24 protein-coding genes are annotated in these 25265 nt (G+C 38.1%); 6 read left to right on the forward strand and 18 right to left on the reverse strand.

Annotated elements, in window-relative coordinates:
- Positions 1-225: 225 nt before the first annotated feature.
- The 7 genes from OFN98_RS00005 to OFN98_RS00035 form a co-directional block, all read right to left on the reverse strand.
- Positions 226-747, reverse strand: coding sequence for an iron transporter (locus OFN98_RS00005; protein WP_270876548.1), 522 nt, complete (start codon positions 745-747; stop codon positions 226-228).
- Complete coding sequence (locus OFN98_RS00010) at positions 744-2750, reverse strand: FTR1 family iron permease (RefSeq protein WP_270876549.1); 2007 nt, start codon at positions 2748-2750, stop codon at positions 744-746. The genes OFN98_RS00005 and OFN98_RS00010 overlap by 4 nt, the downstream gene beginning before the upstream one ends.
- Positions 2751-2993: 243 nt before the next feature.
- On the reverse strand, positions 2994-4019 hold the full coding sequence (locus OFN98_RS00015; RefSeq protein ID WP_270865176.1) for a c-type cytochrome: 1026 nt from the start codon (positions 4017-4019) through the stop codon (positions 2994-2996).
- A gap of 1 nt (position 4020) precedes the next feature.
- The gene (locus OFN98_RS00020; protein WP_270865175.1) at positions 4021-5280 is read right to left on the reverse strand and encodes a cytochrome b; all 1260 of its coding nucleotides are present in this window, start codon (positions 5278-5280) and stop codon (positions 4021-4023) included.
- A gap of 10 nt (positions 5281-5290) precedes the next feature.
- Complete coding sequence (petA, locus tag OFN98_RS00025; protein WP_270859958.1) at positions 5291-5806, reverse strand: ubiquinol-cytochrome c reductase iron-sulfur subunit; 516 nt, start codon at positions 5804-5806, stop codon at positions 5291-5293.
- Positions 5807-5986: 180 nt separating this feature from the next.
- Complete coding sequence (ccsA, locus tag OFN98_RS00030; RefSeq protein ID WP_270874182.1) at positions 5987-9100, reverse strand: cytochrome c biogenesis protein; 3114 nt, start codon at positions 9098-9100, stop codon at positions 5987-5989.
- 67 nt (positions 9101-9167) lie between these two features.
- Positions 9168-9650: a CreA family protein gene (locus tag OFN98_RS00035; protein WP_270869173.1), complete on the reverse strand. Its 483-nt coding sequence runs from the start codon at positions 9648-9650 to the stop codon at positions 9168-9170.
- 74 nt (positions 9651-9724) lie between these two features.
- Here OFN98_RS00035 and OFN98_RS00040 point away from each other — a divergent pair, with 74 nt between their 5' ends.
- Genes OFN98_RS00040 through OFN98_RS00065 form a run of 6 tightly spaced genes read left to right on the forward strand, consistent with a single transcriptional unit; the run spans position 9725 to position 14462 of the window.
- Positions 9725-11089 (forward strand): phosphomannomutase/phosphoglucomutase, encoded by a 1365-nt coding sequence (locus OFN98_RS00040; protein WP_270874181.1) that lies wholly within the window; start codon positions 9725-9727, stop codon positions 11087-11089.
- Positions 11089-11325: a CmeU family protein gene (cmeU, locus tag OFN98_RS00045; protein ID WP_270874180.1), complete on the forward strand. Its 237-nt coding sequence runs from the start codon at positions 11089-11091 to the stop codon at positions 11323-11325. Before OFN98_RS00040 ends, cmeU begins: the two co-directional genes overlap by 1 nt.
- On the forward strand, positions 11318-12328 hold the full coding sequence (locus OFN98_RS00050; protein ID WP_270874179.1) for an alanine racemase: 1011 nt from the start codon (positions 11318-11320) through the stop codon (positions 12326-12328). The genes cmeU and OFN98_RS00050 overlap by 8 nt, the downstream gene beginning before the upstream one ends.
- Complete coding sequence (locus OFN98_RS00055) at positions 12325-13044, forward strand: LemA family protein (RefSeq protein ID WP_270865169.1); 720 nt, start codon at positions 12325-12327, stop codon at positions 13042-13044. The genes OFN98_RS00050 and OFN98_RS00055 overlap by 4 nt, the downstream gene beginning before the upstream one ends.
- Complete coding sequence (locus tag OFN98_RS00060) at positions 13045-13653, forward strand: hypothetical protein (RefSeq protein WP_270874178.1); 609 nt, start codon at positions 13045-13047, stop codon at positions 13651-13653. It abuts the gene before it with no gap.
- Positions 13650-14462 carry a TPM domain-containing protein gene (locus OFN98_RS00065; protein WP_270874177.1) on the forward strand — a complete coding sequence of 271 codons (813 nt, stop codon included), beginning with the start codon at positions 13650-13652 and terminating at the stop codon, positions 14460-14462. The genes OFN98_RS00060 and OFN98_RS00065 overlap by 4 nt, the downstream gene beginning before the upstream one ends.
- Positions 14463-14464: 2 nt before the next feature.
- On the opposite strand, the gene OFN98_RS00070 is transcribed toward OFN98_RS00065, so the two are convergent.
- The 11 genes from OFN98_RS00070 to rfbA are packed head-to-tail and all read right to left on the reverse strand — an operon-like array spanning position 14465 to position 25105.
- Positions 14465-15463, reverse strand: coding sequence for a glycosyltransferase family 2 protein (locus OFN98_RS00070; protein WP_270874176.1), 999 nt, complete (start codon positions 15461-15463; stop codon positions 14465-14467).
- The gene (locus OFN98_RS00075) at positions 15451-16614 is read right to left on the reverse strand and encodes a CDP-glycerol glycerophosphotransferase family protein (RefSeq protein ID WP_270874175.1); all 1164 of its coding nucleotides are present in this window, start codon (positions 16612-16614) and stop codon (positions 15451-15453) included. Before OFN98_RS00075 ends, OFN98_RS00070 begins: the two co-directional genes overlap by 13 nt.
- Positions 16602-17666 carry a glycosyltransferase gene (locus OFN98_RS00080; protein ID WP_270874174.1) on the reverse strand — a complete coding sequence of 355 codons (1065 nt, stop codon included), beginning with the start codon at positions 17664-17666 and terminating at the stop codon, positions 16602-16604. The genes OFN98_RS00075 and OFN98_RS00080 overlap by 13 nt, the downstream gene beginning before the upstream one ends.
- Entirely contained in the window at positions 17663-18517 is an 855-nt protein-coding gene (locus tag OFN98_RS00085) for a glycosyltransferase family 2 protein (protein ID WP_270869165.1), read from the reverse strand. The genes OFN98_RS00080 and OFN98_RS00085 overlap by 4 nt, the downstream gene beginning before the upstream one ends.
- Positions 18518-19963, reverse strand: coding sequence for a lipopolysaccharide biosynthesis protein (locus OFN98_RS00090; RefSeq protein ID WP_270862087.1), 1446 nt, complete (start codon positions 19961-19963; stop codon positions 18518-18520).
- A 3-nt stretch (positions 19964-19966) separates the two neighbouring features.
- On the reverse strand, positions 19967-21217 hold the full coding sequence (locus tag OFN98_RS00095) for a hypothetical protein (RefSeq protein WP_270874173.1): 1251 nt from the start codon (positions 21215-21217) through the stop codon (positions 19967-19969).
- Positions 21217-22335: a DegT/DnrJ/EryC1/StrS family aminotransferase gene (locus OFN98_RS00100; RefSeq protein ID WP_270874172.1), complete on the reverse strand. Its 1119-nt coding sequence runs from the start codon at positions 22333-22335 to the stop codon at positions 21217-21219. The genes OFN98_RS00095 and OFN98_RS00100 overlap by 1 nt, the downstream gene beginning before the upstream one ends.
- Entirely contained in the window at positions 22332-22844 is a 513-nt protein-coding gene (locus OFN98_RS00105) for an acyltransferase (RefSeq protein WP_270872402.1), read from the reverse strand. Before OFN98_RS00105 ends, OFN98_RS00100 begins: the two co-directional genes overlap by 4 nt.
- Positions 22844-23242, reverse strand: a complete 399-nt coding sequence (locus OFN98_RS00110) for a sugar 3,4-ketoisomerase (RefSeq protein WP_270874171.1) — start codon at positions 23240-23242, stop codon at positions 22844-22846. Before OFN98_RS00110 ends, OFN98_RS00105 begins: the two co-directional genes overlap by 1 nt.
- Positions 23232-24242, reverse strand: a complete 1011-nt coding sequence (rfbB, locus tag OFN98_RS00115; protein ID WP_270874170.1) for a dTDP-glucose 4,6-dehydratase — start codon at positions 24240-24242, stop codon at positions 23232-23234. Before rfbB ends, OFN98_RS00110 begins: the two co-directional genes overlap by 11 nt.
- Positions 24239-25105 carry a glucose-1-phosphate thymidylyltransferase RfbA gene (gene rfbA, locus OFN98_RS00120; protein WP_270874169.1) on the reverse strand — a complete coding sequence of 289 codons (867 nt, stop codon included), beginning with the start codon at positions 25103-25105 and terminating at the stop codon, positions 24239-24241. The genes rfbB and rfbA overlap by 4 nt, the downstream gene beginning before the upstream one ends.
- Positions 25106-25265 lie beyond the last annotated feature (160 nt).

Below are 25265 nucleotides of genomic sequence, written 5' to 3' on the forward strand. Positions count from 1 at the left end.
AAGGGGGAAGGGGGCTTGAATTGCGAGGTCGCGCCCCTTCCCCCTTACAATCCCCCAACCCCCGACGACGCTTTACAAGGTGGCTAAATTTAGAAAAACTTCGTTTTTCTAAATTTAGCTGGTTTTATTTTTATTGAAATGCTTCGCATTTCTCACAACGCTAAATTTGCAAATTTCCTTTTTTCAAACACTTCTAAAATTTCACCCAAAAAGGGTGAAATTTCGTTATTCTTTTGGAGTTCCAGTATATGCAAATGTGTATTTCACATCAAATGCGCCCCACCATTTACCCACGCCTGTGGCCTTGTCAGCGTGGCGACCAAAGCCGTTTGCGCCTGGGTTTTCGATATGGAAAATCAACTCATAATTTCCCACGCCATTTTCCATTTTGACATTTGCGCCATAGTGTGGGCCGTCGCTTGCGACCATTGGCATGAAATTTCCCTTTTGGATTTTGCCGTTATCTAGGTTTTTTAGCTCGTAGCCGATTTTTAGGTATGGGATCCACTCGCCATCGCCAAAGCCGTTTGCATTGCCTTCGATCGCGTGGATATCAGCCTCTAAGTGGATATCAGCTAGGCTAGGGGCTAGATCAATGCCCTTTGGCTCCATGTCGATTGGTTGTAGATACACAGCGGCAATCTCCATGCCGTTCATCTCCACAGGCTCACCGATAGGTTGCTCGCCAGCGAAGGCGATACTTGAAGCAAGGCTTAAAGCCAAAACTGATGAAAATAATTTTTTCATAAATTCTCCTTTAAAATAGATTTGTTTTTTTGCTTGATTATCAAAATTCCAACTATTAAAGCCACGATTAGCGCAGCTTGCGGGATAAGGCTCTCTTTGTAAGGATAAAATCCTAGCCATGTAATCGTTGGCAAGCCCTCGATTATGCTTGGCGTAAATACCTTGCCCTCGACTAGCTCCATTATTCCCTTGCCGACAAAGACAATCGACATATAAAAAATAATCGCCGAAGTTATCATAAAAAACGGCTTGATTGCGATACGAAGCGAGAATTTTTTGATTAGGATATAAACCACGAGCAGTGCGATTACACCTACGACAAATCCCGCACCCACCATACCTAGCGCGCTTGGGGTTTTAGCGTCGATTATGAGCGCTAGATAAAATAGCACCGTCTCGGCTCCCTCGCGATATACCGCTAAAAAGACCATCCACCATAGCATTTTGCCGTCTTTTTCGCTCAGGCTTTGCGAAATCGCTCCACTGATATACGCGCTCCATTTTTTCGAATTTGCATTTGATAGAAGCCAAAACCCGACATAAAATAGCAATCCCACGGCTACTAGCATGACCGCGCCTTCTAGGATTTCGCGACTTTGACCTGCTTTTGCGGCACCAAAAATCGCGCTTATGCCCCACGCTGTGGCAAAACTAAGCGCAATTGCTACCGCAAGCGCACTATAAACGATTTTTAGTTTGTCCTCGTTGCCTGATTTGATAAGTAGGGCGATGACGGCAGCCACGATGATTAGGGCCTCCATACCCTCACGCAAAATGATTATGAGCGAGTATAAAAACAGATCCCATGCGCTAGAATTTTGCGTCAAATTTAGGCTCTCTTCAAGTTGCGCGAAAAGCTCGTTTTGCGCTGCGATAATCTGCTCTTTTGGCGCGCCAGAGCTAATTAGGGCTGAAATTTTATTGAAGCTAGCCTCGGTGTCAAGTTTGAGTTGGGAGTTTTTGGCTCCCACGAGTGCTTCCATGCCACTTTCTTCGTATTCGTCGAAGTAGATATTTCCGCTCTCATCGATTGCCTCATCGGTTTTGCCAGCCTCATACAGAGCCAAAACCTGCGCCATTTTGGATTTTATGTTTGCTACGGTTTGGCTAAAATCTGCATTTTGCGCCACTTCGCTTTCGCTAGCCTCTTGCGCGCTTTGTGGGGCTAGGGCGTAAGTTTGGCTAGGCAAATTTTGCGTGGCACTAAGAAGCAAATCATCTAAGTCTTTTAGAGATTGGTTAAATTTGGCTTCGTCCATATTTAGGTTATCGCGCAATAAATTTGAGATAATTCGTTGAATCATTTGGTCGTTTTTGCTAGAAACATATTTTCGCACGACCTCTTCGAGGCGAGTGTTGCGATAAATGTCAAATTTAGCCTTGTTTAGAGCCGATTTTAGCGCGGTTTCGTCTTTGTTATCAAAGGCAGTTTTTGCATTATTTAGCTCGGTGATGAAATCATTATAAACGCTAAGCCATGGAGAATTTGGGTCGGAATTTGGGGCTTGATTTGCCGAATTTGCACCCGAATTTGCGCTAGAATTTTGCGTGGTGTTTGGGGTAGAATTTTCGCTTTGATTTGCGCTAGTTTGAGGCTGTTCTTCGCCTTCGTTTTGATACTGGGCGACTAGTTTATGACCGCTTTCGATGACTGGCAAAATTTCAGTGATTTCGCTATTTAGCTTTGCTATCATAGCCTCGATTTCACCCCTTGGAGTGCCTGCTTTAAAGGCTTTGCGGATATTTCCAAACTGCTTTTCCATAGCATAGGATTTTTTTTGCCCTAAATTTATGCGAATCCCAGCTTCTAAATTTTCAAAATGGCTAAAATACGCCTCTTGGGTTAGTTTGCGCGCACTAGCACTATCGCCGCTATCATACGCGTTCAAAGCCTGTTCGAATTTAGCCTTTATCGCCTGGGCATGGACTTGGTAATCTGCGCCAAAAAGCGATGATAAAAACAGAAAAATCAGTAAAAAAGATGATTTTAGGATAAATTTCATAACCTGCCTTTTTGCTAATTGGTTTCAAAATCAGTTTGGGATTATACAGCAAAATACTTAAACTATAATAAAAATGTTTATCAAAAACAAGGCTAAATGATAGTCGAAATTTAGCCAAATTTAGGGCAAAATTTATGCGAATTTGAAATCGAAATTTAGTGAAATTTAAAGATTAAATTTGAGAAAATTTATTGAAATTTAGGGGATAAATTTAAAAGTAGTCGGCGAACCGACTACTTAATTTTAATGGAGTTTCGACCAAACTTTGCTTTTCCAAAGTCCAGCGAAAACTGATAAAATCGCGAAATATAGCATTATGTAAAGTGCTGTTTTTTCGCGCTCATCTTTTTTGCTATCGCCGACTTCTTCGAGGTAGGCGACGACTTGATTTTCAGCTTCTTGTGTCAAACCAACGCGAGGCATAGATGTGCCTGGGAGTTTCTTTTGTGTATCGTTGATAAACTCGTGCAAATAATCAGGCAATTTCGATCGAATCATCATTGATAAATCTGGCGGAGTAGAGCCCATGTAGGCTGCGACTTTCTCCATATCGCTTGTGATTTTGCGACCAGCATATTTGACATCGTGGCATCTTTGGCATGAGTCCTCGAAAACCTGCGCGTTTTCCATTGCGCTTGGCGCGATTGAGCGTAGATATGCTACGATATCTGCGATTTCTTGGTTTATATCATCGCCAAGTCCGTAAAATGCTGGCATTGGGTGCGGATTTTCATCGCCAAATTTATGATCTAGCTTCATCGCCATTACAGGATCTTTGATAAGAGCGGCTAGGAATTTTGGTGAGTATAGATATCCTGCGCTGCTAAGATCTGGCGGATTTACGCCATAAGCTTCGCTAGCGCTTGTCGCGTCCATTGGAGCGTCCATGCCAAGCTTGCTTACGCCGTGGCATGCCACACAACCTGCGTTCATAAAGGTATCAGCGCCTCTTGTGGCGTCACCTTTGATAATGTCGATTTTGTTGATTTCGTCCCAAAATAGCGTAACTTTGTCTTGTTGGTTTTTCGCGTCTTGAAGCGTTCTTGTCGCACTTGCGATCATACCCTCATCGCCTGAATTTTGGGCTGTTTCTAGGGCTTTTTGCGCCTTTTCTACATTTGTAGTAGCAAGGGTGATATCCTCGGCTGCAAAGTCATAATTAGCAGGATCGACATGCGGGCTAAGTCTAGTATGAGCAAAAGGCTCAATCATCCAGTATAAAACCGCTACTAAAACAACGAGTATTGCTAATGTTTTTATCTCTTTCATCTTAACCTCTTTTCTTTCTTTCTGCGATTGTTATCAAAGGCAAGACAACTACTATCAATGCGATATAAAGTATCGATAAAATAAAGCCCCAATATGTATTTGGCATGCCAAGCTCTGCGCCGTCTGCTGGGAGTTTGCCAAATAGGCTTAAAAGTATCATATCGATTAGTAATACCCAAAACCAGATAAAATATGCTTTGTTTCTGTGAGCTGGGGCTACGACAGAGCTTCTATCCATCCATGGAACTATCATTAGTGAAACGCCAGCGAATGCAAACGCCATAAGTCCGATATCTGCTGCCTTTAATGGTCCAACATCGAAGAAAAATCCGCGTAAAATTTCATATTGCCACAAGAAATACCACTCTGGGTAGATATGGTTTGGTGTTTTGAGGCTGTTTGCAGGGTCGAAATTTATCGGATCCATTGCGAAATTGAATTGAAAGCCAACCAAATAGAAGAAAAATATCATAAAGATTGAAAGATATAAGAAGTCTTTTGATAAAAATCCCGGCCAAAATGGGATAACTTTCGCATTTTTTGTATCGCCGCTTAGGAATTTTTCACTCTCTACTTCAAAATCGATTTCTTCGCCGTCTAGGTTATTGACATGAGGGACGCGAAGCGCGTAGAAGTGAAGCGCGATGACAGAGATTACGACTATCGGAAGCAAGCAGACATGAAGCATAAAAAATCTTGTCAAAGTCGGATCGCTTACAGCATAATCGCCTCTGATCCACTCGACCACAGCTGGTCCTATGACTGGAATTCCACCGAATAAATTTGTAATAACCATAGCCGCCCAGTAGCTCATTTGTCCCCAAGGAAGCATATATCCGCTAAAAGCTTCGGCTGAAAAAAGTATGAAAAGTAGCATACCGCTGACCCAAATCATCTCTCTGCCTTGCTTATATGAGCGATAGTAAAGTCCCACAAAAGTGTGGATATAAATCACCAAAAACACGACCGAAGCAGCCACTGCGTGGATATGTCGCCATAGCCAGCCATATTCTACCTCTTGCATGATAGTTTTATTTACGCTATCAAACGCCAAAGCAGCGTCTGGTTTGTAATACATTACAAGCATTAAACCGCTTACGAAAAGCACGATAAATAGCGTCATCAAAATAACGCCCATAGCCCATAAAAAGCTGATGTTTTTCGGAATCCAATACTCCGTCATCATAACTTTCATAAATTTATTAACAGCAAGTCTTTGATCTAACCAATCCAAGATGCCTGTTGATTTTCTTACATGCATATCAATCCTCCTACGCTTTGCCCATTAGAGCTTGATATTCAGGGCCCTCTTCGCCAAGGACAAGTTTAGTTCCATCTATTTTAAATGGAGGTATATCCATACCGCGTGGTGGCGGACCAAACACAGCTACGCCGTCAGTGTTGAAAACGCCTCCATGGCATGCGCAAACGAATTGTTTAGAAGCTGGTTTGTAGCTAGGGATACAGCCCAAATGCGTGCATAAACCGATACAAAGCGTGTATCTAGCGCCACCTACGACGACATCTCGTTCATCGTTTTTGCCCATATCGGCTGTCTTTTTGAGAATAAATATTGGCTTTTTGCGCCACTCTGTCCTGTATAGCTCTCCGTCTTTAATCGGGCTTAAATCAACAGTCGTTACACCGGCTGCTTTGACGCTAGGAAGCGGATCCCAGCTTTTTTTCATACCGCCTAATGCAAATACGCCACCCACAGCAGCGACCGCACCAAACGCAAGTCCGATAAAGCCTCGTCTATTTTCACTAAAATCAGATTTAACAGACATCTTTACCCTTTCTTTTTGTGAAATAAAAGGGTAATTCTAGCTAAATAAATATTAAATTTAATTGATTTGAGTTAAGAATTTTGGCTTAAAATGCCTATTTAAGGGAATTATTTAATGAAATTTTAAAATTTAGAGTTTGAAATTTTATTTTTACAAACTCTAAATTTCATATAATAAATTTTACAATCTAGCCGATTTTCCCGAGCGAAAATATGCAACAATTGCCAAAACAAACATAGAAGCTGTCATTATATATGCCCAGCTTGGCACAGGGATTTTTTCGCCCGCTGCGTAAGAGTGCATACCTGTGAGATAAAAATTTACTCCAAAATATGTCATTATGACGCTAAAATACGCAAACATCGACGCTACGGCGAAGGCAAATTGTGAATTTAGCTTTGGCATAAATCTAAAATGCACCACGATCGCATAGACAAAAATCGTAATCAAAGCCCAAGTTTCCTTTGGATCCCAGCCCCAATACCTGCCCCAGCTCTCGTTTGCCCACACGCCACCTAGAAAGTTTCCAGCTGTTAGCAAACAAAGCCCAAGAATCATCGACATTTCGTTGATTCTAGTGGCTTCTGTGATATTGCGCGCGATTTCTGGGTTGTTTTTGCCGAAGCAAAACATCAAAAGCGTGAAAATTCCAAGTAACATACAAAGCCCCAAAAATCCGTAGCTAGCGGTGATTACAGAGACATGGATTGTTAGCCAGTGCGATTTAAGGACTGGTTGTAGGTTTGTGATTTGTGGATCCATATCGCTTAAATGCGCCACCATTAGCGTAATTCCCGCCATAATCGCCGTTAGCGCCAAAGAAATCGCAGATTTGCGCGAAAAGAAAATTCCACTAAGTGCTAGCGCCCACGCGATATAAATCATCGACTCATACGAATTCGACCACGGCGCGTGTCCCGATACATACGCTCTAAGCGCAAGTCCGAAAGTGTGGATCAAAAACGCCACTACATTTACAAACCAAACTAGATTAAACGCCCATTTTAAGCCCAAATTTGGCTTCATCATACGGATAAAAATAAAGATTAAAAGCAAAAATCCAGCGATTGTATAAATCGAAAAAAGTCGCTTGAAAATATGTGCGTTGTTGTATAAAATTTCATATTTTATCGCACTCTCGCTAGGTGCTAACTCGCCGCCATTTTTGATTTGATAATCTTTGATAATGTTTAGCATTTTGTTTGCGCTTTGCCAGTCGTTTTTGTTTTGGGCATAAATCACAGCTGTGGCAAACATCGCGCTCATATCGCGCACCTTATCTCGCTCACTCTCGCTTAGCATTTCAAGGGTTGCAAACGGCGAAATCCAGGTGCTATCGTTTGACTTTCCGGTAGGGATTATGCGGAAGTATTCGCCCATAATCGCGCCGTAAAACACATTTACTCTCTCATTTACTTTGATGATTTCTTTATCTAGCGTAGAGCGGTTGCCAAGGGGTTTGCGGTTGATTTCCTCACTTAATTTATCAAGCTTATAAAAGCTCTCATTATCCTTCATTTCGAAAAAATCCATCATCGAAGCGTATTTTTGATTTTCATCTAAACCCAAAATTTTGCGCAGTTCCTTATCGCCCACACGGATAATTTTAGCGGTGCGCCAATAATCTTGATTTAGCATAAACGAAAGCAAAGCCTCGTTGTGATTGAGCGTAATCCCGTCCTCGCCTTTGTAGGTTTCGCCGCGGTAAATTTTGTGCAAAATTTCGCGCGAAACTGTATCAAATGGCTCCATACGGCCATTGAAACCTTGCACGACTAATTTGCCAAGTTCTTTGCTAAATTCCTTATCAAAATTTGGCAAATTTAGCTTGATTTCATTTAAATTTATACTCTCATTTCCCTCTGCGTGGGCTAAATTTGGCGCAACACAGGCTAAAATTACAGCCAAAATCGCCACGCTTTTTGCAAGGTGAGTGTTTTCGCTGATGAGTTTAGAAAGCTTGAAAAAGCGCGAATTTGGGTTTAAAAAGTTTAAAAACATGCCAAGGCAGAGTAGAAAATATCCTAGATATGTCGGGAATTTGCCCGGGTCGCGATTTACAGATAGCACGGTGCCTCCCTCGTCCCTGTCATACGAGCTTTGGAAAAATCTGTATCCGCCGTGATCTAGGACATGGTTCATATAAATATCGTAATCATAGCTGTTTGCGCCGTCTTTGACTGTGACTTCGCTCTTGTATCCTGAGGGCGAGTTTGTGCCCGGGTAGCGATCCATGACGAAATCGCGCAAAGCTAATTTAAACGGCAAATTTACCATTTTTGGCCCCAAAAGCGTGATAAAATTTGCGCCACCGACTTCGTATTGAAGCCCCTTTTCACCTTGGATTACTAGCACCTCTTTGCTTTCGTTGTTATAGCTAAGATCTGCGATAATGCCACCCATACCGGCTAAATTTTCCTCTACCCTAACAAATTTTTCCACAGCTGAGCTTAGCAGGCTAACTGGGGCGAAATTCGTCCCCTCAAAGCTATAAAGCGATAAATCATCGATTAGATTATCCTCGTTTTTATTTAGTGCGATTTTTTCGCTAGTGCCCATTTTAGTAGCATTTATGTCGAAATTCGAGTTTATATAGAATTTATCGGCATCGTTTTTGACATAGATGAAATATTTGGTTTTTGGCATGGTATTAAAGCTAATGCTAACCTCGCCTAGCTCGATACTCTGCCCAGAAAGTAGCGAAAGGGGCTGTTTTTGGGTATCGTTTGAGAACAAAAACTCGATTCTAGCAGGTGCGCTTTGGCTCTCGTCTTTGACCCATTTTAGCTCGCCGTGCGGGATAAATTCTTTAAATTTCAAATTTGCGTTTTTGCCATTTACATCTAAATTTAGATCAAATTTCATCTTTCCTACGCCACTTAGGTAGTTTTTTTCATCGGCTGAGATGAAATTTTTATCCTCGCCTATGCTGATTAACTGCACAAATTCGTCCTTGGTGCTAATTAGCGAGCTTTCCTCTCCCTCTCTAATGTGCAAATTCCCCTCAAATCCAAAATATCTCGTAAGCCCAGCACCAAGCAAAATAAAAAGAAAGCTTAAATGAAATATAAAGGTCGGAAGCTTTTTGATATCGCCGAGGCGGTAGCGGTAGATATTGTAGGCCAAATTTAGCCCCAAAAGTAGCATTATCAGCCCGAACCACCACGCATTATATACACTCGCCCACGCTACTGGCGTGCCAAATGCAGTCTCCACAAATGTCGCCACCGCGCACGCGATAGCCAGCAGGGCAAGCATAATGCTGGCAGATTCCATGCTAAAAATAGATTTCATATTTTTCCTTGCTAAATGATAAATTTTATTAAGAGCTGGGATTTTATCAAAAAATTCTTAAATATTCTCATTTTTTGTAATTAAATTCACACACCTTGCCTACGGCTTGATTGCACGGAATTGCCGAGATAGAATTATCTGGCGAGCCGTCGATGATTTTATCAGAATAGACTAGATAAATTATGCTCTGACTTGCTTCGTCAAACATACGCACGACATGGGTTTTTTTAAAGATTAGCGAGGATTTTTTCGCAAATATATCCTCTTTTTTAAGCTCTTCTTTGATTATGATTTTTGGGGCTGTTTGAGAGCATGAAACAGAGGCTTCTGAGCGGTCTTCTTCGACGCCAACAATCTCTTTGGCGCCACCTTTTTTGGCGTATGAGATAAAGCATGTAACCCCGTCGATTTTAGGGTCGCTGACGCTGATAACCTCGATTCTATCGTTTTTGCCAAAAATTCTAAACGAAGTATTTACACTATCAATCACCTCATAATCCTTAGCAAAAACTGCGCCCAAAATCGCACAAATAAGAAAAAATTTTTTCATTTTGACTCCTTAAATTTGACAAATTTTAACATTTATAATTTAAAATATTGTAATTTTTTTGTCAAGGAATTTTAATGATTGAAGATATTTTTAGAGAATACGATATCCGCGGAATCGTGGGCGAGGATCTAAACGAAGAGAGCGTTAAGGCGATTGGTTTTGCCTTTGGTATGCATTTGCGCCATTTAGGCCGTGAGCGTATCAGCGTGGGTTATGATGCGAGGCTAAGCGCGCCAGATATGTTTGAATACCTAGTAAGTGGGCTAAATTACGCTGGGCTTAGGATTTTTGATATTGGTCTTTTGCCTACGCCTGTGGGGTATTTTGGCGTATTTACGCACAAATTTGACGCAAACATTATGATTACAGGCTCGCACAATCCGAAAAATTATAACGGCTTTAAAATCACAATCGGCACGGATAGTTTTTTTGGCGCACAGCTTAAAACACTCGGCCGCCAAGTGGCTGAATTTATGGCTAGTGGTGTGGAGATTCCGACAAATACATTTTGCGAAAAATATAATATTTTAGGCGAGTATTTGGATTATTTCGAAAAAGAATTTGCAAATTTGAAAAATTTCAAAACACCATTTGTGATTGATTGCGCAAACGGCGCAGCGGGCGTTACGGCGTGCAAAATCGTGGAAAAACTAGGCTTAAATGCTAAAATTTTATTTCCAGAACCTGACGGAAATTTCCCAAATCACCACCCAGATCCAAGCGAAGAGAAAAATTTAGTCGATTTAAAAAATGCAATTAGCGAAAATGGGTTAAATTTGGGCTTTGGTTTCGACGGAGACGCTGATAGAATCGCCGTGCTAACCTCTCGCAGAAATATCAAAGGCGACGAGCTAGCCTGCCTTTTATCATTAAATATGAAAGAGCCGAAAATTTTGGGCGAGGTGAAATGCTCGCAGGTAATGTATGATGAGATAAACCGCCGTGGCAAGAGCTTTATGGGCAAAACAGGTCATAGCAATATCAAAAAGGCGATGAAGGAGCTTGGCATTGATTTGGCTGCTGAGGTGAGCGGGCATATTTATTTTAAGGAGCGATATTTTGGCTTCGATGACGGCGTGTATGCGATGATGAGAGTGCTAGAACTCGTCGCAAAGGGCATTGATTTAGATGCCGAGCTTGACGCGCTTCCTGTAATGCACAGCACCGATGAGATCAAATTTAAAACCACAGACACCGCTAAATTTGAGATAATTGAAAAATTTAAAAATTTAGCCAAAAACGGCATTTCTGGGCTTCCAGCCGTGCGCGATATGATAGAAATCGACGGGGTTAGATTGAGGTTTGATGATGGCTGGGCCTTGGTGAGAGCTAGCAATACCACGCCGATAATCGTAACGAGATTTGAGGCTAAAAGCCCTGAATTTCGCGATGAAATGCAAAGGGTGATAATGGGCGCATTAGAGGAGATTGCAAAATAATGGAAAAAGAGCTAGTCGAGCAAAATATAAAAGAGCTTCTTGGCGCTAGGGCTGAATTTTTCGCGCTACTAGATGAAAAAGTGCCAAAAATAGCTGGCACAGATGTGTTTGATTTCGCAAACGCAAAAGAGGCAAATTTAAAGGAAATTTACGCCAAATTTTACGGCTATGATTACGCTATTCGCAAGCTTTTGCCGTATTTATACAAGGCGTATGGAGTGAGTTTTAATGTCTGAAATTTTGATTGATAAATCAGCGTATTTTCACAATCTTTCGCAAATTTCGCAAAAAGTAGCCAAAGAGCGCATTATGCTCGTGCTTAAAGACAACGCTTATGGGCATGGCATGCGCGAAATCGCGGGTTTGGCGCGCGAGTTTGGTATCAAAAGAGCCGTTACTAGGACGCTAGATGAAGCGCGCGAGATTTCGGAATTTTTCGAGGAAATTTTGATTTTATCGCATATCCCAAACGGCAGCGAAGAGCTAAATTTCACCTATGCTATAAATGATATGAGCTATTTTTCGCGCCTAAAAACAGGCACGAATATTCATATTGTCGCAGATACAAATATGCATAGAAATGGAATTTGCGCCTATGATTTGGACGAAGCACTCGCGCTTTGTAAAAAATATTCGCTAAATTTGCGCGGATTTTTGACACATTACCGCGCTAGCGATGAGCTAAGCTCTGATTTTTACGCGCAAAGGCAAAATTTCGCCGAATTTAAAAAAATCGCCAAATTTAAGGCAAATGAGGCTGGATTTAGTGATATTGTTTTTCACTCCTCAAATTCAGCTGCGATTGAGCGTAGAGCGGGGTTTGATGATGAGTTTGTGCGTGTGGGTATGGCGCAGTATGGATATGCTCAGTTTGATGATAGCCTAAATTTGCGCCCTGTGCTTAGCTTGTGGGCTGATTTAATCAGCCAAAGAGTGCTTAAAAAAGGCGAAAGGGTAGGCTATGGTGGGGTGTTTTGCGCGCCGTGCGATATGAAAATTGGCACCTATGATTTAGGCTATGCAGACGGGCTTTTGCGATACGCTGGGCTTGGGGATTTGCGATTAGCTAGTGGTGAAAGGCTGCTTGGCAAAATGTCCATGGATAGCTTTTGTGCTGAGTTTGGTGGCGAGCGGGTCTGTGTGATCAAAGACGCCAGAGAGTGGGCGAGATTTTTTGGCACGATTGAGTATGATGTGTTAGTTAAACTTCATGAAAAAATATCAAGGAGAGTGGTATGAACGAGTTAGAAAACCAAAATGGCGCCGAACAAATCGGCTATGACGGCGAAAAAGGCGCAAAAGGTGCAGAGCAAAGCCAAACTTACAATGGCTCTGCTAATGTCGAGAAAAAATCATCAAAAGGCTGGCTAAAATGGCTGATTATCGCTGGCATAATTTTGGCTGTGTTTGCGATTTTCGCCGTGCCTGTGTATAACAAACTGACCCTAAAAGACGAAGATGTCAATGCGGCCTGGGCGCAGGTGCAAAACCAATATCAACGCAGAGCCGATTTGATCCCGAATTTCGTCGAAACCGTCAAAGGATACGCAAGCCATGAAAGAGGCACCTTAGAGGGCGTAATCGAGGCTCGCGCGAAGGCAACGAGCGTGAAAATCGATGCAAACGATATCGCAAATAACCCAGAAGCCTTTACTCAGTTTAACAACGCACAAGGCGAGCTAAGCTCGGCTCTATCGCGCTTAATGCTAGTTGTAGAACGATACCCTGAGCTAAAAGCGAACTCAAATTTCACGGATTTGCAAAATCAGTTAGAGGGCACCGAAAACCGCATAGCTGTGGCTCGCAAGGACTATATCGCTGTGGTGCAAGAGTATAATAAGATGATTAGGGTTTTCCCTACAAATATCATCGCCAAACTCGTAGGCAAGGGCGGAGCTAAGCCTGTATTTAACGCAGGTGAAGCCAATCAAAACGCGCCAAAAGTTTCGTTTTAGATGATTGAGCAAATTTACAAAGACGCCATAACGGATAAAATTTCGAAGGCCGAAGATGCGAGCGACGCTGAGATTATCTGCGTGCTAAGTGGCGAGGCTTTGGACTTAGAGCCCCTTAGCTGGGGCGTGGCTTGCACGATTGCCTTTGTAGTGGGCACTGCGCTGATGTTTTTTCAGCAAGTAGGCAAAGTAGGCGCGTTTGAGTTGATTGCGATTGTATTTTTGCTCTTTAAATTTCTATTTTCTAAATTTCCTAAATTTTTAGAATTTTTTATCCCTAAATTCTTTAAATTTAGGCTTACTTACGACTTTGCCGTGAGTAAATTTGAGCTGTTTGGATATGATAAAATCCCAAACGCTGTGATTTTTTGCGTTTGCAAAAATGAAAAAATCGCGCACATAGTTTGCGGTGAAAATATCAGCGCAAAGATTGATAATTCTGAATTTTTGCAGATTGTGCAGGAATTTTGTGTTCAGGCAAAAACTGCGAATTTCGGCGAGGCTGTGAGCGTGGGTATAGACAGGCTTTGCGCGCTAATAATGGCGAAAATCCCCCATGAAATGGGCGATAAAGATGAAATCAAAGAAAAGATTATGGAAATAAAATGAGAAGAATTTTACTTTTTTTATTTTTGGCTTTATCTTTTTCGCAGGCTAAAATTTCAGACTATCTAGCCTCGCCAAACGACACGGCTATTATCGACGAGGCGGGTATTTTGCGCGCCTCTACGGCTGGTGCGCTAAATGAAATTTTGCTTAAATTTGACGAAAATTCCACCAATCAAATCATGGTCGTAACCCTAAAAACGCTCGGGGATTACTCTATCGAAGAGGTCGCGAACGAGCAGGCTAGGGCACTTGGCATAGGGCAGAAGGGCTATGATAACGGCGTGCTTTTGCTCGTCGCGCCAAACGAGCGCAGGGTGCGTATCGAGGTCGGATATGGCTTGGAGGGCGTGCTGACTGACGGCGTTTCAAAGCGCATAATCGAGTATAAAATTTTGCCCCATTTTAGGGCTGGGGATTATGAGGGCGGAATAGTTTCTGGTGTGCTTACGATCCTCGATTTTATCGAGAGTGGCGACATAAAATTTGCCAAAATCGAGCGCGTGCAGGGCGAGGAAATCGACATAGACTTTGTAATTTTTATGCTTTTCTTTTTCTTTGTATTTTTTATGATGATGAGAAACAAATCACGCTCACATGGGGATTATGGCAATACTATCATCTTAGGCGACGGGCTTGATGAAATTTTGCGTGGAGGTTTTGGCACTAGCTCTGGCGGATTTGGTAGAAATGGCGGATTTGGCGGTGGTTTCGGCGGTGGCTCTGGTGGATTTGGGCGCAGTTCGCGAGGAGGTGGCTTTCGCGGTGGCGGAGGCGGATTTGGCGGTGGCGGTGCTAGTGGCGGGTGGTAAATTTACCTTTTAAAGATATTTTTTACGCTTTTGATGGTATTTACAAAAGTATATAGTAATTTTGGGTTAATGTAGAATAAAATCATAAGAATATCTCTATAAATCGCATTTCCCTGCATTTTGAAAAAATCTGAATTTAAATTTTGCCTAACAAATTTATGTAAATCATAGAGTGTATCAAAATGTTTTTTGCTCTTGTGTGCTACAATTAAAAATGCCATATTAAGGGCCGAGTTGCATTTGTAAGCAATTGCTTTGTTTTTTAAATTCGGATAAGCATTTTCTATGCTGGTTGCAAATTTACGGACATTTTTTATCATTACAAGGCTCGAATCTTTAAAAGTATTAGAGATAGAGCTGAGGTTGAATCTATAAAAATATAAATTTTTGTATGTAAAAGCCGTGTTGCTTTGATTAAAGACATCAAAAAAAACAGCTACATCTTCGTAATTTTCGCCCACAGGGAAGCGCAAATTTTGATATATACTTTTATGCATCAAATTTCTCCAAGCGCATTTAGTAAAAAAAGTTTTAACTTTTAAACTTTCGTTGAAAACTTCTTCTGGCGTATAAGAAAAATCATCATTAATAGTTAAATTTTTTTCTTTAATTTTGTCAATATCGCTATTTTGTGAAAATTTATCATATCCACAAATTGCAATTTTTGTCTTATATTTTTCAATTAATAAAAATAGTGTTTGTATTAAATTTTCATCAACCATATCATCGCTATCTATGAAGCTTAGATATTCTCCTTGCATAATATCAAGTCCAGCATTTCTAGCGCTACTTAGGCCACCATTTTCTTTGTGGATTACTACTATTCGATTATCTTGTGTAGCAAATTCATCGCAAATTTTGCCACTTTTATCTGTGCTTCCGTCATTGATTAAGATAATTTCTAAATTTTTATAAGTTTGGTTTATGATAGAATTTATACACTCTTCAAGATATTTTTCTACATTATAAACAGGAACAATTACTGAGATTAATGGTTGCAAAATTTATCCTTTATAGTTTGATATACACGCTCACAAGCCTTTGTATCATTGTATCTGTGAAAAAAATCACGCACTTTTTCGCGCTCGTTTTTAAATTTATCGACTCCGCTAGCTAAATTTAGTATCTCAGCAACGACTTCTTGCCAGTTTTTGCATTTAGCCCCAGGTGTAACAGTCTCATAATCGTAATGAAGCTCTCTGGAAGTGGCTATGTATTTCTCATAATCAAATGGAGCAAAAATTAAGGCTCTATTTGTGAGTAAAAAATCAATATAACAACTCGAATAATCAGTGATTAAAATATCGGCTTTACATAAAAGCTGGGCAGCATCGATCATGGGGGCAAATTCGATATTTTCGCAATTTTTAAGAGTGTTTAAAATTTGTTTATTTGGACGATTAAAAGGGTGAATTTTTATGATAAATTTGATATTTTTTTCTTTAAAAATTTTATCAAATTCTACTGCTTTAAAATCGCTAAAAAGATCTATTTCATCACTTCCTGCTTTGCGGAAAGTTGGCATATATAAAACATTGATTTGCGAATTTTTAGGTTTTACGCTTTGCAAAATATCGTTTCTAGCATATCCTGTGATTGCAATATCATCTAGTTTGACATTAAAATAATTAAAATTAAAAGCCGAAAAAAAATGTTTTTTATCCTCTTCGCCACTGGCGCAAATTAGGGAGTTTTTTACTACGGTAAATGGGAAAAAAGTTGTAATTAGCCAGTTTTTTATGCTTTTATGTGTGCTTGGATCGTAGATATCATCGCCGCCTATTTTTTTAAGCGGAACGCCGTGGCAGAGATTTATGATTTTTGTGGCTGTATTTCCCATAAATGCCATATCTACAACATGTGAAGTAATAAAAAATCCAGCTCTTAGCCCAAAATATATCGCCTTTGGTGAGTATGCTTTGTAGCACTCAATGCCCAGATTTTGTAGTTTTTGCAATACTGCGTCGTTTTTTGTAATCCAAATGCTTCTGATTTGTGGGTGGTTTTGGCGTATGTATTCAAAAAAATATCTACTATTATCGCTAAAATTTGCCCCATTTACAGCACCGTAAAGCCAAATTTTTTCACTTTTTGGCGTAATTTTTGCAAATAAATATAAAATCAAATTTATAAATAATTTTACATAAAACATATATTATTTTTCTCCAAAGTTGAATTTATAAATTCTAGCCATTTTCCATAAATTTTTTCTATTTTAAACTCATCTTTTCGTAAATTTGCATTTTGCGTAATTTCATTGTTGCTTTGCATGGCGAATTTTATTTTTTTTGCTAAATTTTCGGCTCTAAAATCATCGCTAATAAATCCATCAAAGCCGTCTTTTATAAGCTCTTTTGCCCCAACCGTAGGCGTTGCGACACGAACGCAGTCGAATCTGATACTTTCAACCAAAACATTTGGCAAACACTCATTTAGCGAGCTTGATACGATGATTTTTGCACGCGAATAATATTCGTCGATATTTTTCACGCTCCCTTTAAATTCGGCGTTTAAATTTAAATTTTTGGCTAAATTTTGCAAATTTTGCATTTCTTCGCCGTCGCCTAAAATTTCAGCTTTCCAGCCGTTTAAATCAATCAAATTTAAAGCATTTAAAAATATATCACAACCTTTGATTTTGATAAGTCTACCAACGAAAATAATTAAATTTTCCTTTTGTGTTTGGCTAAAATTTTGCGCATCTGCAAACACGGGATTATAAATTTTAGTTCTATTTTTGACATACGAATAATGCTTTAAATCATCATTTGTTAGCACAGTTAAGCCATCTGCAAAGGGATAAAAAAGCCTTTTTAAAATTTGCCATTTTTTACTAAGCAGAGTGTGGTTTGAGTGCTCAGAAATTATTAATGGCGTTTTAAGCCCGAATTTAGCGATGATACTAAGCAAATTTGTGCTATCCATAAAGGAAATCACGCAGTCAAATTTGCCATTTTTTATCAAATTTCGTAGGGCAAAAATTTTGCCAAATCGTTTTTTTAAATTTGCAAAAAAACCTTTATTATCGACGCCGTAGTCTAAATTTATGATTTTTACCTTTTCGCTTATCTCGTAAAATGGCTCCGAGCTTTCGAATTTAGTTAAACTTACATCGTGAAAATTCGCAAAATACGACGATAGTACCGCCATGACCTTTTCGGCTCCGCCATTTCTCAAAGTGGAGATTACAAATAAAATTTTCATTTTTTTGTCCAAAAAAATATAAATTTTATTAAGCCTTTTAAGCTGTATTTATTAAAAGGATTGCAAAGTGCGGTATTAAGGTATTTCAATGCTTCTTTTTTATTGTTGCGTGAGAACATATCGAACCATTTTAAACGCCAATTTGTTGTTAAAATTTTAAAATTTTCTTTATTTTGCCATTTATAAATTATCTGTTTTTGTCCCTCATACATACGATAAAGTTGTTTGGTTGTATTTTCGCCATGGAGTCTATAACGGGCTAAAATCTCATCAATGAAGCCGATTTGGAATTTTTCGGCAATCCTTAACGACATATCATAGTCTTCTATGATCAAATTCTCATCATATTTACCAACTTCACTATAAACATCTTTTTTTATCATAATACTAGCTGCTGGTATAAAATATCTGCTTAATAATTCCTCAAAAATCCAACCACTCGCTGGTTCGCCTACATTTATAATATTTTTTTCATCACTAAAATCGCATACTTTGCCATAACACATACCAAATTCTGAGTTTTTTTCCATAAAATTAACTCTTTTTTCAATGCTGTCTGGCAATAAAACATCATCGCTTGCACAAATTGCAAAATATTTTCCATGCGCTAAGTCGATAGCTTGATTTAAAGTAGCGCAAAGGCCTCGATTTTGGCGATGTATAAATGTGAAATTATGTTTTTTTCTAAAATTTTCTATGATATTTGGTGAATTATCTTTTGAACCATCATCGATGATAATCAATTCTATATTTTTATAAGTTTGATTAAGTATCGCCGTTATGGTTTCGCTGATATATTTTTCGTGATTATAGCTTGGTATTACAACGCTGACAAGTGGCATATCTTGCATTTATTTCCTTTTAAATTTATTTTTGAGTTTTATCATAACAAATTCTAGCTCTTCTTCTTTTACTATTTTTAACATAAAAAAATAAGTAATAGAGCCTATGATTGCTGATAAAATAAGGCATAAAATAGCATTTGTTATGAAAAATTTGCAAATACTTATCGATATAACCATAACCAAAACTGCAAAAATAATATTTTTGATATGCCAAATTTGACTTAATGCGCCAAAATCATAGTTTTTATGGCAAATGTAGGTATTTATGAAAAAAGATAAAAATGTCGAAATAAACCTACCTATCACAATGGCTTTTAGACTAATTGGAAAAGTTATTAACATTGTTGTAAAAATAATTGGTAATTTAATAAATTCGATTTTTAAAAATAAATCGCTTCTGCCAATTGCATTTAAGATATTTAAATTTAGTGCTGAAAAAGGTGTAAAAATATACGAAAGAGCAAACCAAAAAAGTAGATCAGCTACCATAATCCACTTTTCACCCAAAAAAGTAAGCACGAATTCTTCGGATAAAAAAGCGAAATAAAACATAACAGGCAATATTATAATGGCGTTTATTTTAATTAAACGCTTAAAAATTTCCATTAATTTGCTTTTATCGTCTTGTAAATACGACATCAACGGAAAGGTTACGGTTGTTAGAATATTTACAAAGATTAAAGATACAAGTCCTGGATAGTGCTCACCTTGTGAAAAATATCCAAGCTCTTTTGTGCTATACATTTTGCCGATATACATATTATAGATTCCATTTACAACAATCGCTATAAGTCCAACACCAATTAGTTTAGAACCATAGGAAAAAAGGCGTTTAAAACTAGCTTTGCTAAAACCGGTTTTTGGAATCCAACCGCTAAAATACCAATACAAAACTACCATTAAAATGCTTCTTATGATTTCTCGCCATACCAAAGCCCAAATTCCAAAACCTTTATACGCTAAAAAAACACCTAAAAGACCAGAAAAAATTATGGAGGTTAAATTTAAAAAAGCTAGGGTTTTGAAGTTTATATTTAACTGAAATTTCGCAATCTGTACGACGCAAAGAGCTTGAAAAATAATGATTAAAAATATAACTCTTTGTATTTGTGTGAGACTATCTATTTCATAAAATTGGCTAATAAAGGGAGCAAGAAAAAATAAAATTATATAAAATCCAGCTCCAACAATAATGTTAAATATAAAAACTGTTGAAAAATCATGTTCGTTGCAATCTTTTTTTTGGATTAGAGCTCTAAGAAAACCACCTTCTGTAAAAATATTTGAAATACTGATAAAAACAGACAAAAAGGCCATTGTGCCAAAATCGCTTGGACTTAAAAGCCTAACTAAAATAATAGTTAAAACAAAATTTACAATTTGAACCCCAAATTTTTCTAAGGCGTTCCAAAAAAATCCGATTTTTGTTTTTTGAATTATGTTTTCTTGCAAATTTTATTCCAAATTTAGAGTTGTTTTAATTTCATCAATAATCTTTTGCGAAGCAAATGGGTAATTTATCATAACTTCACTTTTTAAATTTTGAAAATTTAAAATTTCATTATTGTTGCTAAGAATATCATTTATATACAAAATAATATCGTTTGTATTTTTAGCAATAAAATAATAATCAAGTGCGATTTTACCGTATTCGTTAAGTTGGTTAAAAACGAGATTATCAAATGAGACAAAGCAGCCTTTTTTGCCACTATAAAGCCACTCTGAAATAAACGAACCACAATCGTGTATTATGCCATCAGCTTCGTTAAAAATATCCAAATAATCTCCGCCACTAGAAAATTCCATAACGCTTTTTATTTTTTCTAAATACTCATCAATTTGTTTTTTGCTCCAAAAGCCTTGATTTAGTAAATTTGTAAATAAAAGCGGGTGCGGACGAAAGATAAAACGAACATTTGGAAATTTTTGTGGCAAGGTTAAAATAAAATCATAATATTCCAAAAAATTCGAAAGTTTTAGAGCATTATTTTTAATCGTGTGGTGTGGCGCAATGAGAATAGTTTTTTTATGATTTTCTATTTTTTTAGGGATAAAACTATCCATTTTAGCATATCCTGTCACTTTCGCGTTTTTGCCTTTTAAGAGTGCAACTTTTTTAAAATCTTTGAATTCAAATTCGTTATCCAAAAATATGCGCCAACAAAGGCTCATTTCTGGCAGAGAAAAAATATATTGCTCACCATATTTAAAATGCGAAAATGCGTAATTTATATAAATTGGTAAAATATTTTTTGTGCAGATGTAGCGAATTTTATGAAATTCATGTACCATAGCGTCATAAGGATTTGCAAAATAAATTATGTCGAATTTATCGCTATGATCTAAAAATTTGCCCGTTTTTTCGTCCCAGCCATCTAAAACCATTTCTTTGCCATAGTTTTTTATAAAAAACTCTTTTGTGGCGTTGTAGCATTTTTTTAGATTTTCTTCGCCCCTTGCAGTATCTGGCACGATGACAATTTTAGCGTCAAATTTATCATCGTTTTTCATCAGCTCATAAAGTTTTTTTGCACCAAAAGTGCTGTCAAAAACGACATACGAAGCAAATCTGATTTTTTTCGAATTTTGTAATTTTAAAATAATATTTTCATGGTGTTTTTGTGTTTTATTTGCAATTTTGAGTTGTTTTTGTTTTCGAAAAAAATCAATTAATAAAACTTTTTTTATGATTTTATTAAATTTCATTATAAATCCACCGAATTCAAAACTTCCACGACCTTTTGAATTTGCTCTTTTTCAAGCACACCGCTCATCGGCAAACTTAAAATTTCAGCGTGAATTTGCTCACTTATCGGATAGCTTTGCTTATTCCACTCTTTGTAAGCCATTTGCTTATGTGGCGGGATTGGATAATGAATCAAAGTCTGAATTTCGTGTTTTGCCAAATATTTTTGTAGCTCATCGCGATTTTTAGAGCGAACGGCGAAAATATGCCAAACATGGCTTTTTATCTCTTTTGCATTTGTGCCAAACTCAAACGGCAAGATTAAATTTTCATTTTTTATATTGTTTAAATAAAAATCCGCCACTTCCCTACGAGCCGAAATTTCAGCGTCCAAATATCTAAGCTTCACTCTAAGCATAGCAGCTTGGATTTCATCAAGGCGAGAATTTATGCCTTGGTATAAATTCTCATACTTTTTGTGGCTTCCGTAATTTGCAAGAGCTCTTATACACGAAGCCAACTCTTCATCGCTTGTCGTAACTGCTCCGCCATCTCCAAGTGCGCCTAAATTTTTACCCGGATAAAAGCTAAAACCACTTGCATCGCCTAAATTTCCGCTTCGTTTCTCGCCAAAATATGCTCCGTGCGACTGAGCTGAGTCTTCGACGACTTTTAGATTATATTTTTTTGCAATGCCTAAAATTTTATCCATTTCGCAAGTTTGTCCATATAAATGCACAGGCAAAATCGCCTTTGTTTTTGGCGTGATTTTTTCTTCGATTTTATCTGCGTCGAGCAAATATGAGTTTAAATTTGGCTCGACTAAAACAGGCTTTAAATTATTCATAGAAATCGCTAAAATTGACGCTATATAGGTATTTGCAGGGACTATGACCTCATCATTTTCGCTCATCACGCCCAGCTCTTTATAGGCTCTAAAAATCAAATTTAGCGCATCTAGTCCGTTTGCTACGCCAACGCAAAATTTGCTTCCGCAAAATTTGGCAAATTCATCTTCAAACGCTTCGCACTCACTTCCGTGAATATACCAACCACTATCGATAACTCGCTCGCAAGCCTTTAAAAGCTCATTTTTATACTGCGAATTTATCGCCTTTAAATCCAAAAATGGTATCATTTTTCTTCCTTTTTACAATCTTTACAAACTAAACTTTCATCGCATTTTTGCCCACATTTGCAGACATATCCTTTAAAACAAGCCGGATTTCCATACCAAAGCTCTTGTTTGCCGATATTTTTAGTTACCACGCTTCCGGCACCTACCATAGCGTATTCTCCGATATTTACACCACAAATTATAGTCGAATTTGCACCGATACTTGCGCCTTTTTGTATGGTTGTTTTTGCAAATTCTTTATATTGTTTGCTTCGTGGCAAAAAATCATTTGTAAAAGTAACATTTGGACCTATAAAAGCGTCATTTTCAATTCTCACGCCATCCCAAATTTGAACACCGCTTTTAATCGTCACATTATCGCCGATTTGCACATCGTTTTCCACAAAGACATTGAAATTTATGTTGCAATTTTTGCCGATTTTTGCGCCTTTTAAAACTACGCAAAATTGCCAAATATTTGTATTTTCGCCGATATTTTCGCTTTGGACTTCACTACTTTGGTGTATCATCACACGACCTTTAAAAACTCATCATAATCTCTTATATAATCGCTCTCATCATAGTGTTCGCTCGCTAGCACCATAATTACGCAATTTTCGCTAAAATCTTTCATCTCTCTCCAAATAAAATTATCAATAAAAAGTCCTAAATTTGGCTTATCTAGCCTAAATTTTTTTTTTTCTTTGCCGTCATCTAAAATAAATGTGCAAGCGCCACTTACACAAACGGCGATTTGTTTTAAATTTTTATGAGCGTGAAATCCGCGATCTACGCCGTTTTTATTACCATAAATATAATAAACTCTTTTTATATCAAACGGCACATTTTTATTTGCTTCAAGTGCTACCAAAAAGCCCCGCTCATCGCCAAATTCTTTAAATTCTAAAATTTTACAACTACTTAGCATATTTTTTTACATACCATTCTGCGGTTTTGATTATACCGCTATCAAAGGTTTCATCAGCCTTCCAGCCAAGCTCCCCTTCGATTTTACTAGCGTCAATCGCATAGCGTCTATCGTGCCCTGCTCTATCTTTTACAAAAGCGATTTGCTCTTTGTAGCTAACGCTTTTTGGGCAAATTTCATCTAAAATTTCGCAAATTTTATGTGCGATTTGCAAATTTGTTCGCTCGTTTCTGCCACCGATATTATAAGTTTCCCCGCCTTTGCCTTTATGAAAAGCTAAATCAATTCCTTTGCAGTGATCAAGCACAAAAAGCCAATCTCTTATATTTTTGCCATCGCCATAAATCGGAATTTTATTACCGCTAAGAGCATTGCGGATTATAGTCGGGATTAGCTTTTCGTCGTGTTGCTTAAAACCATAATTATTCGAACAATTTGTAATAATCGTATCGAGCCCAAAAGTGTGATGATAACTTCTAACTATCATATCAGAACCCGCTTTTGAAGCAGAATACGGCGAATTTGGAGCGTATGGCGTAGTCTCGCTAAAATACCCGCTCTCGCCCAAACTCCCATAAACTTCATCGGTTGAAATATGGTGAAATCTAGCACCCCTAAATTCGTCTTTATATTTAAACGGCTCGTCTAGCCAACACTTTTTAGCCGCGTCAATTAGCGTATGTGTGCCAAGCACATTTGTTTTGACAAAAACGCTTGGATTTTTTATAGAATTATCCACATGGCTTTCGGCGGCAAAATGGATAACGCCACTAAATTTAAACTCGCTAAAAAGCTCATCAATAAGATTTCTATCGCAAATATCGCCTTTTATAAATTTATATCTTGGATTGTTCTCGCATTCACGCAGATTTTCTAAATTTCCGGCATAAGTTAGCAAATCCAAATTTACGATTTTATAATTATCATATTTTTCCAAAAAATACGGCACAAAATTTGAGCCGATAAATCCGGCACAACCCGTTACTAAGATATTTTTCATTTTTCGCCCACCAAATTTTTTAAATATCTGCCATACTCATTTTTAGAAAGCGATTTTGCGATATTTAAAATTTTTTCTTTATCTATCCAGCCGTTTGCATAGGCGATTTCTTCGAGACAAGCTACTTGCGTGGCTTGGTTATTTTGTATGGTTTGCACAAACGCACTTGCTTGTAAAAGTGTCTCATGAGTGCCTGTATCTAGCCATGCAAAACCACGACCAAGCAATTCGACGCTGAGTTTTCCGCGTTTTAAATATTCTTGATTAATGCTAGTGATTTCTAACTCGCCACGATCGCTAGGCTTGACATTTTTAGCGATTTTTACGACATCATTATCATAAAAATAAAGCCCGGTTGCAGCGAAATTTGACTTTGGATTTTGTGGTTTTTCTTCTACGCTTAAAACTTGCTTGTTTTCGTCAAATTCAATTACCCCAAAGCGCTCTGGATCTTTTACATGATAACCAAAAATCGTAGCACCTTCTCTATTTGTGGCATTTTTTAGCAAATCACTAAAACCTTGTCCGTAAAAAATATTATCCCCCAAAACCAAGCAAACTCTATCTTTGCCGATAAATTCTTCGCCGATTATAAAAGCTTGTGCAAGACCGTCTGGGCTTGGCTGGACTGCGTAGCTCAAATTTAGCCCCCAGTCGCTTCCGTCGCCTAAAAGTTCTTTAAATTTGCCAATGTCTTGCGGAGTTGAAATCACCAAAATATCGCGAATATGAGCAAGCATCAAAACAGAAAGCGGATAATAAATCATCGGCTTATCATAAATCGGTAAAAGCTGTTTGCTAATGCTTCTAGTTATCGGATATAGCCTTGTCCCGCTCCCACCGGCTAAAATTATACCTTTCATGTGGCTCCTAAAATTTTTATTCAAGCTGTTTATTATAGCAGTTAAAAGTAAGATATTAATACTGCATAGTTTGGATTTTGGTTATTTGAAATTTTAAATTCACAAACCAATCCCTAAATTTTGCAAAGTTTTTATAAACATTTTCGATTTCATTAAAATT

It is taken from the genome of Campylobacter sp. JMF_15 NE4 (genome assembly GCF_027737645.1).
GTDB lineage: Bacteria > Campylobacterota > Campylobacteria > Campylobacterales > Campylobacteraceae > Campylobacter_B.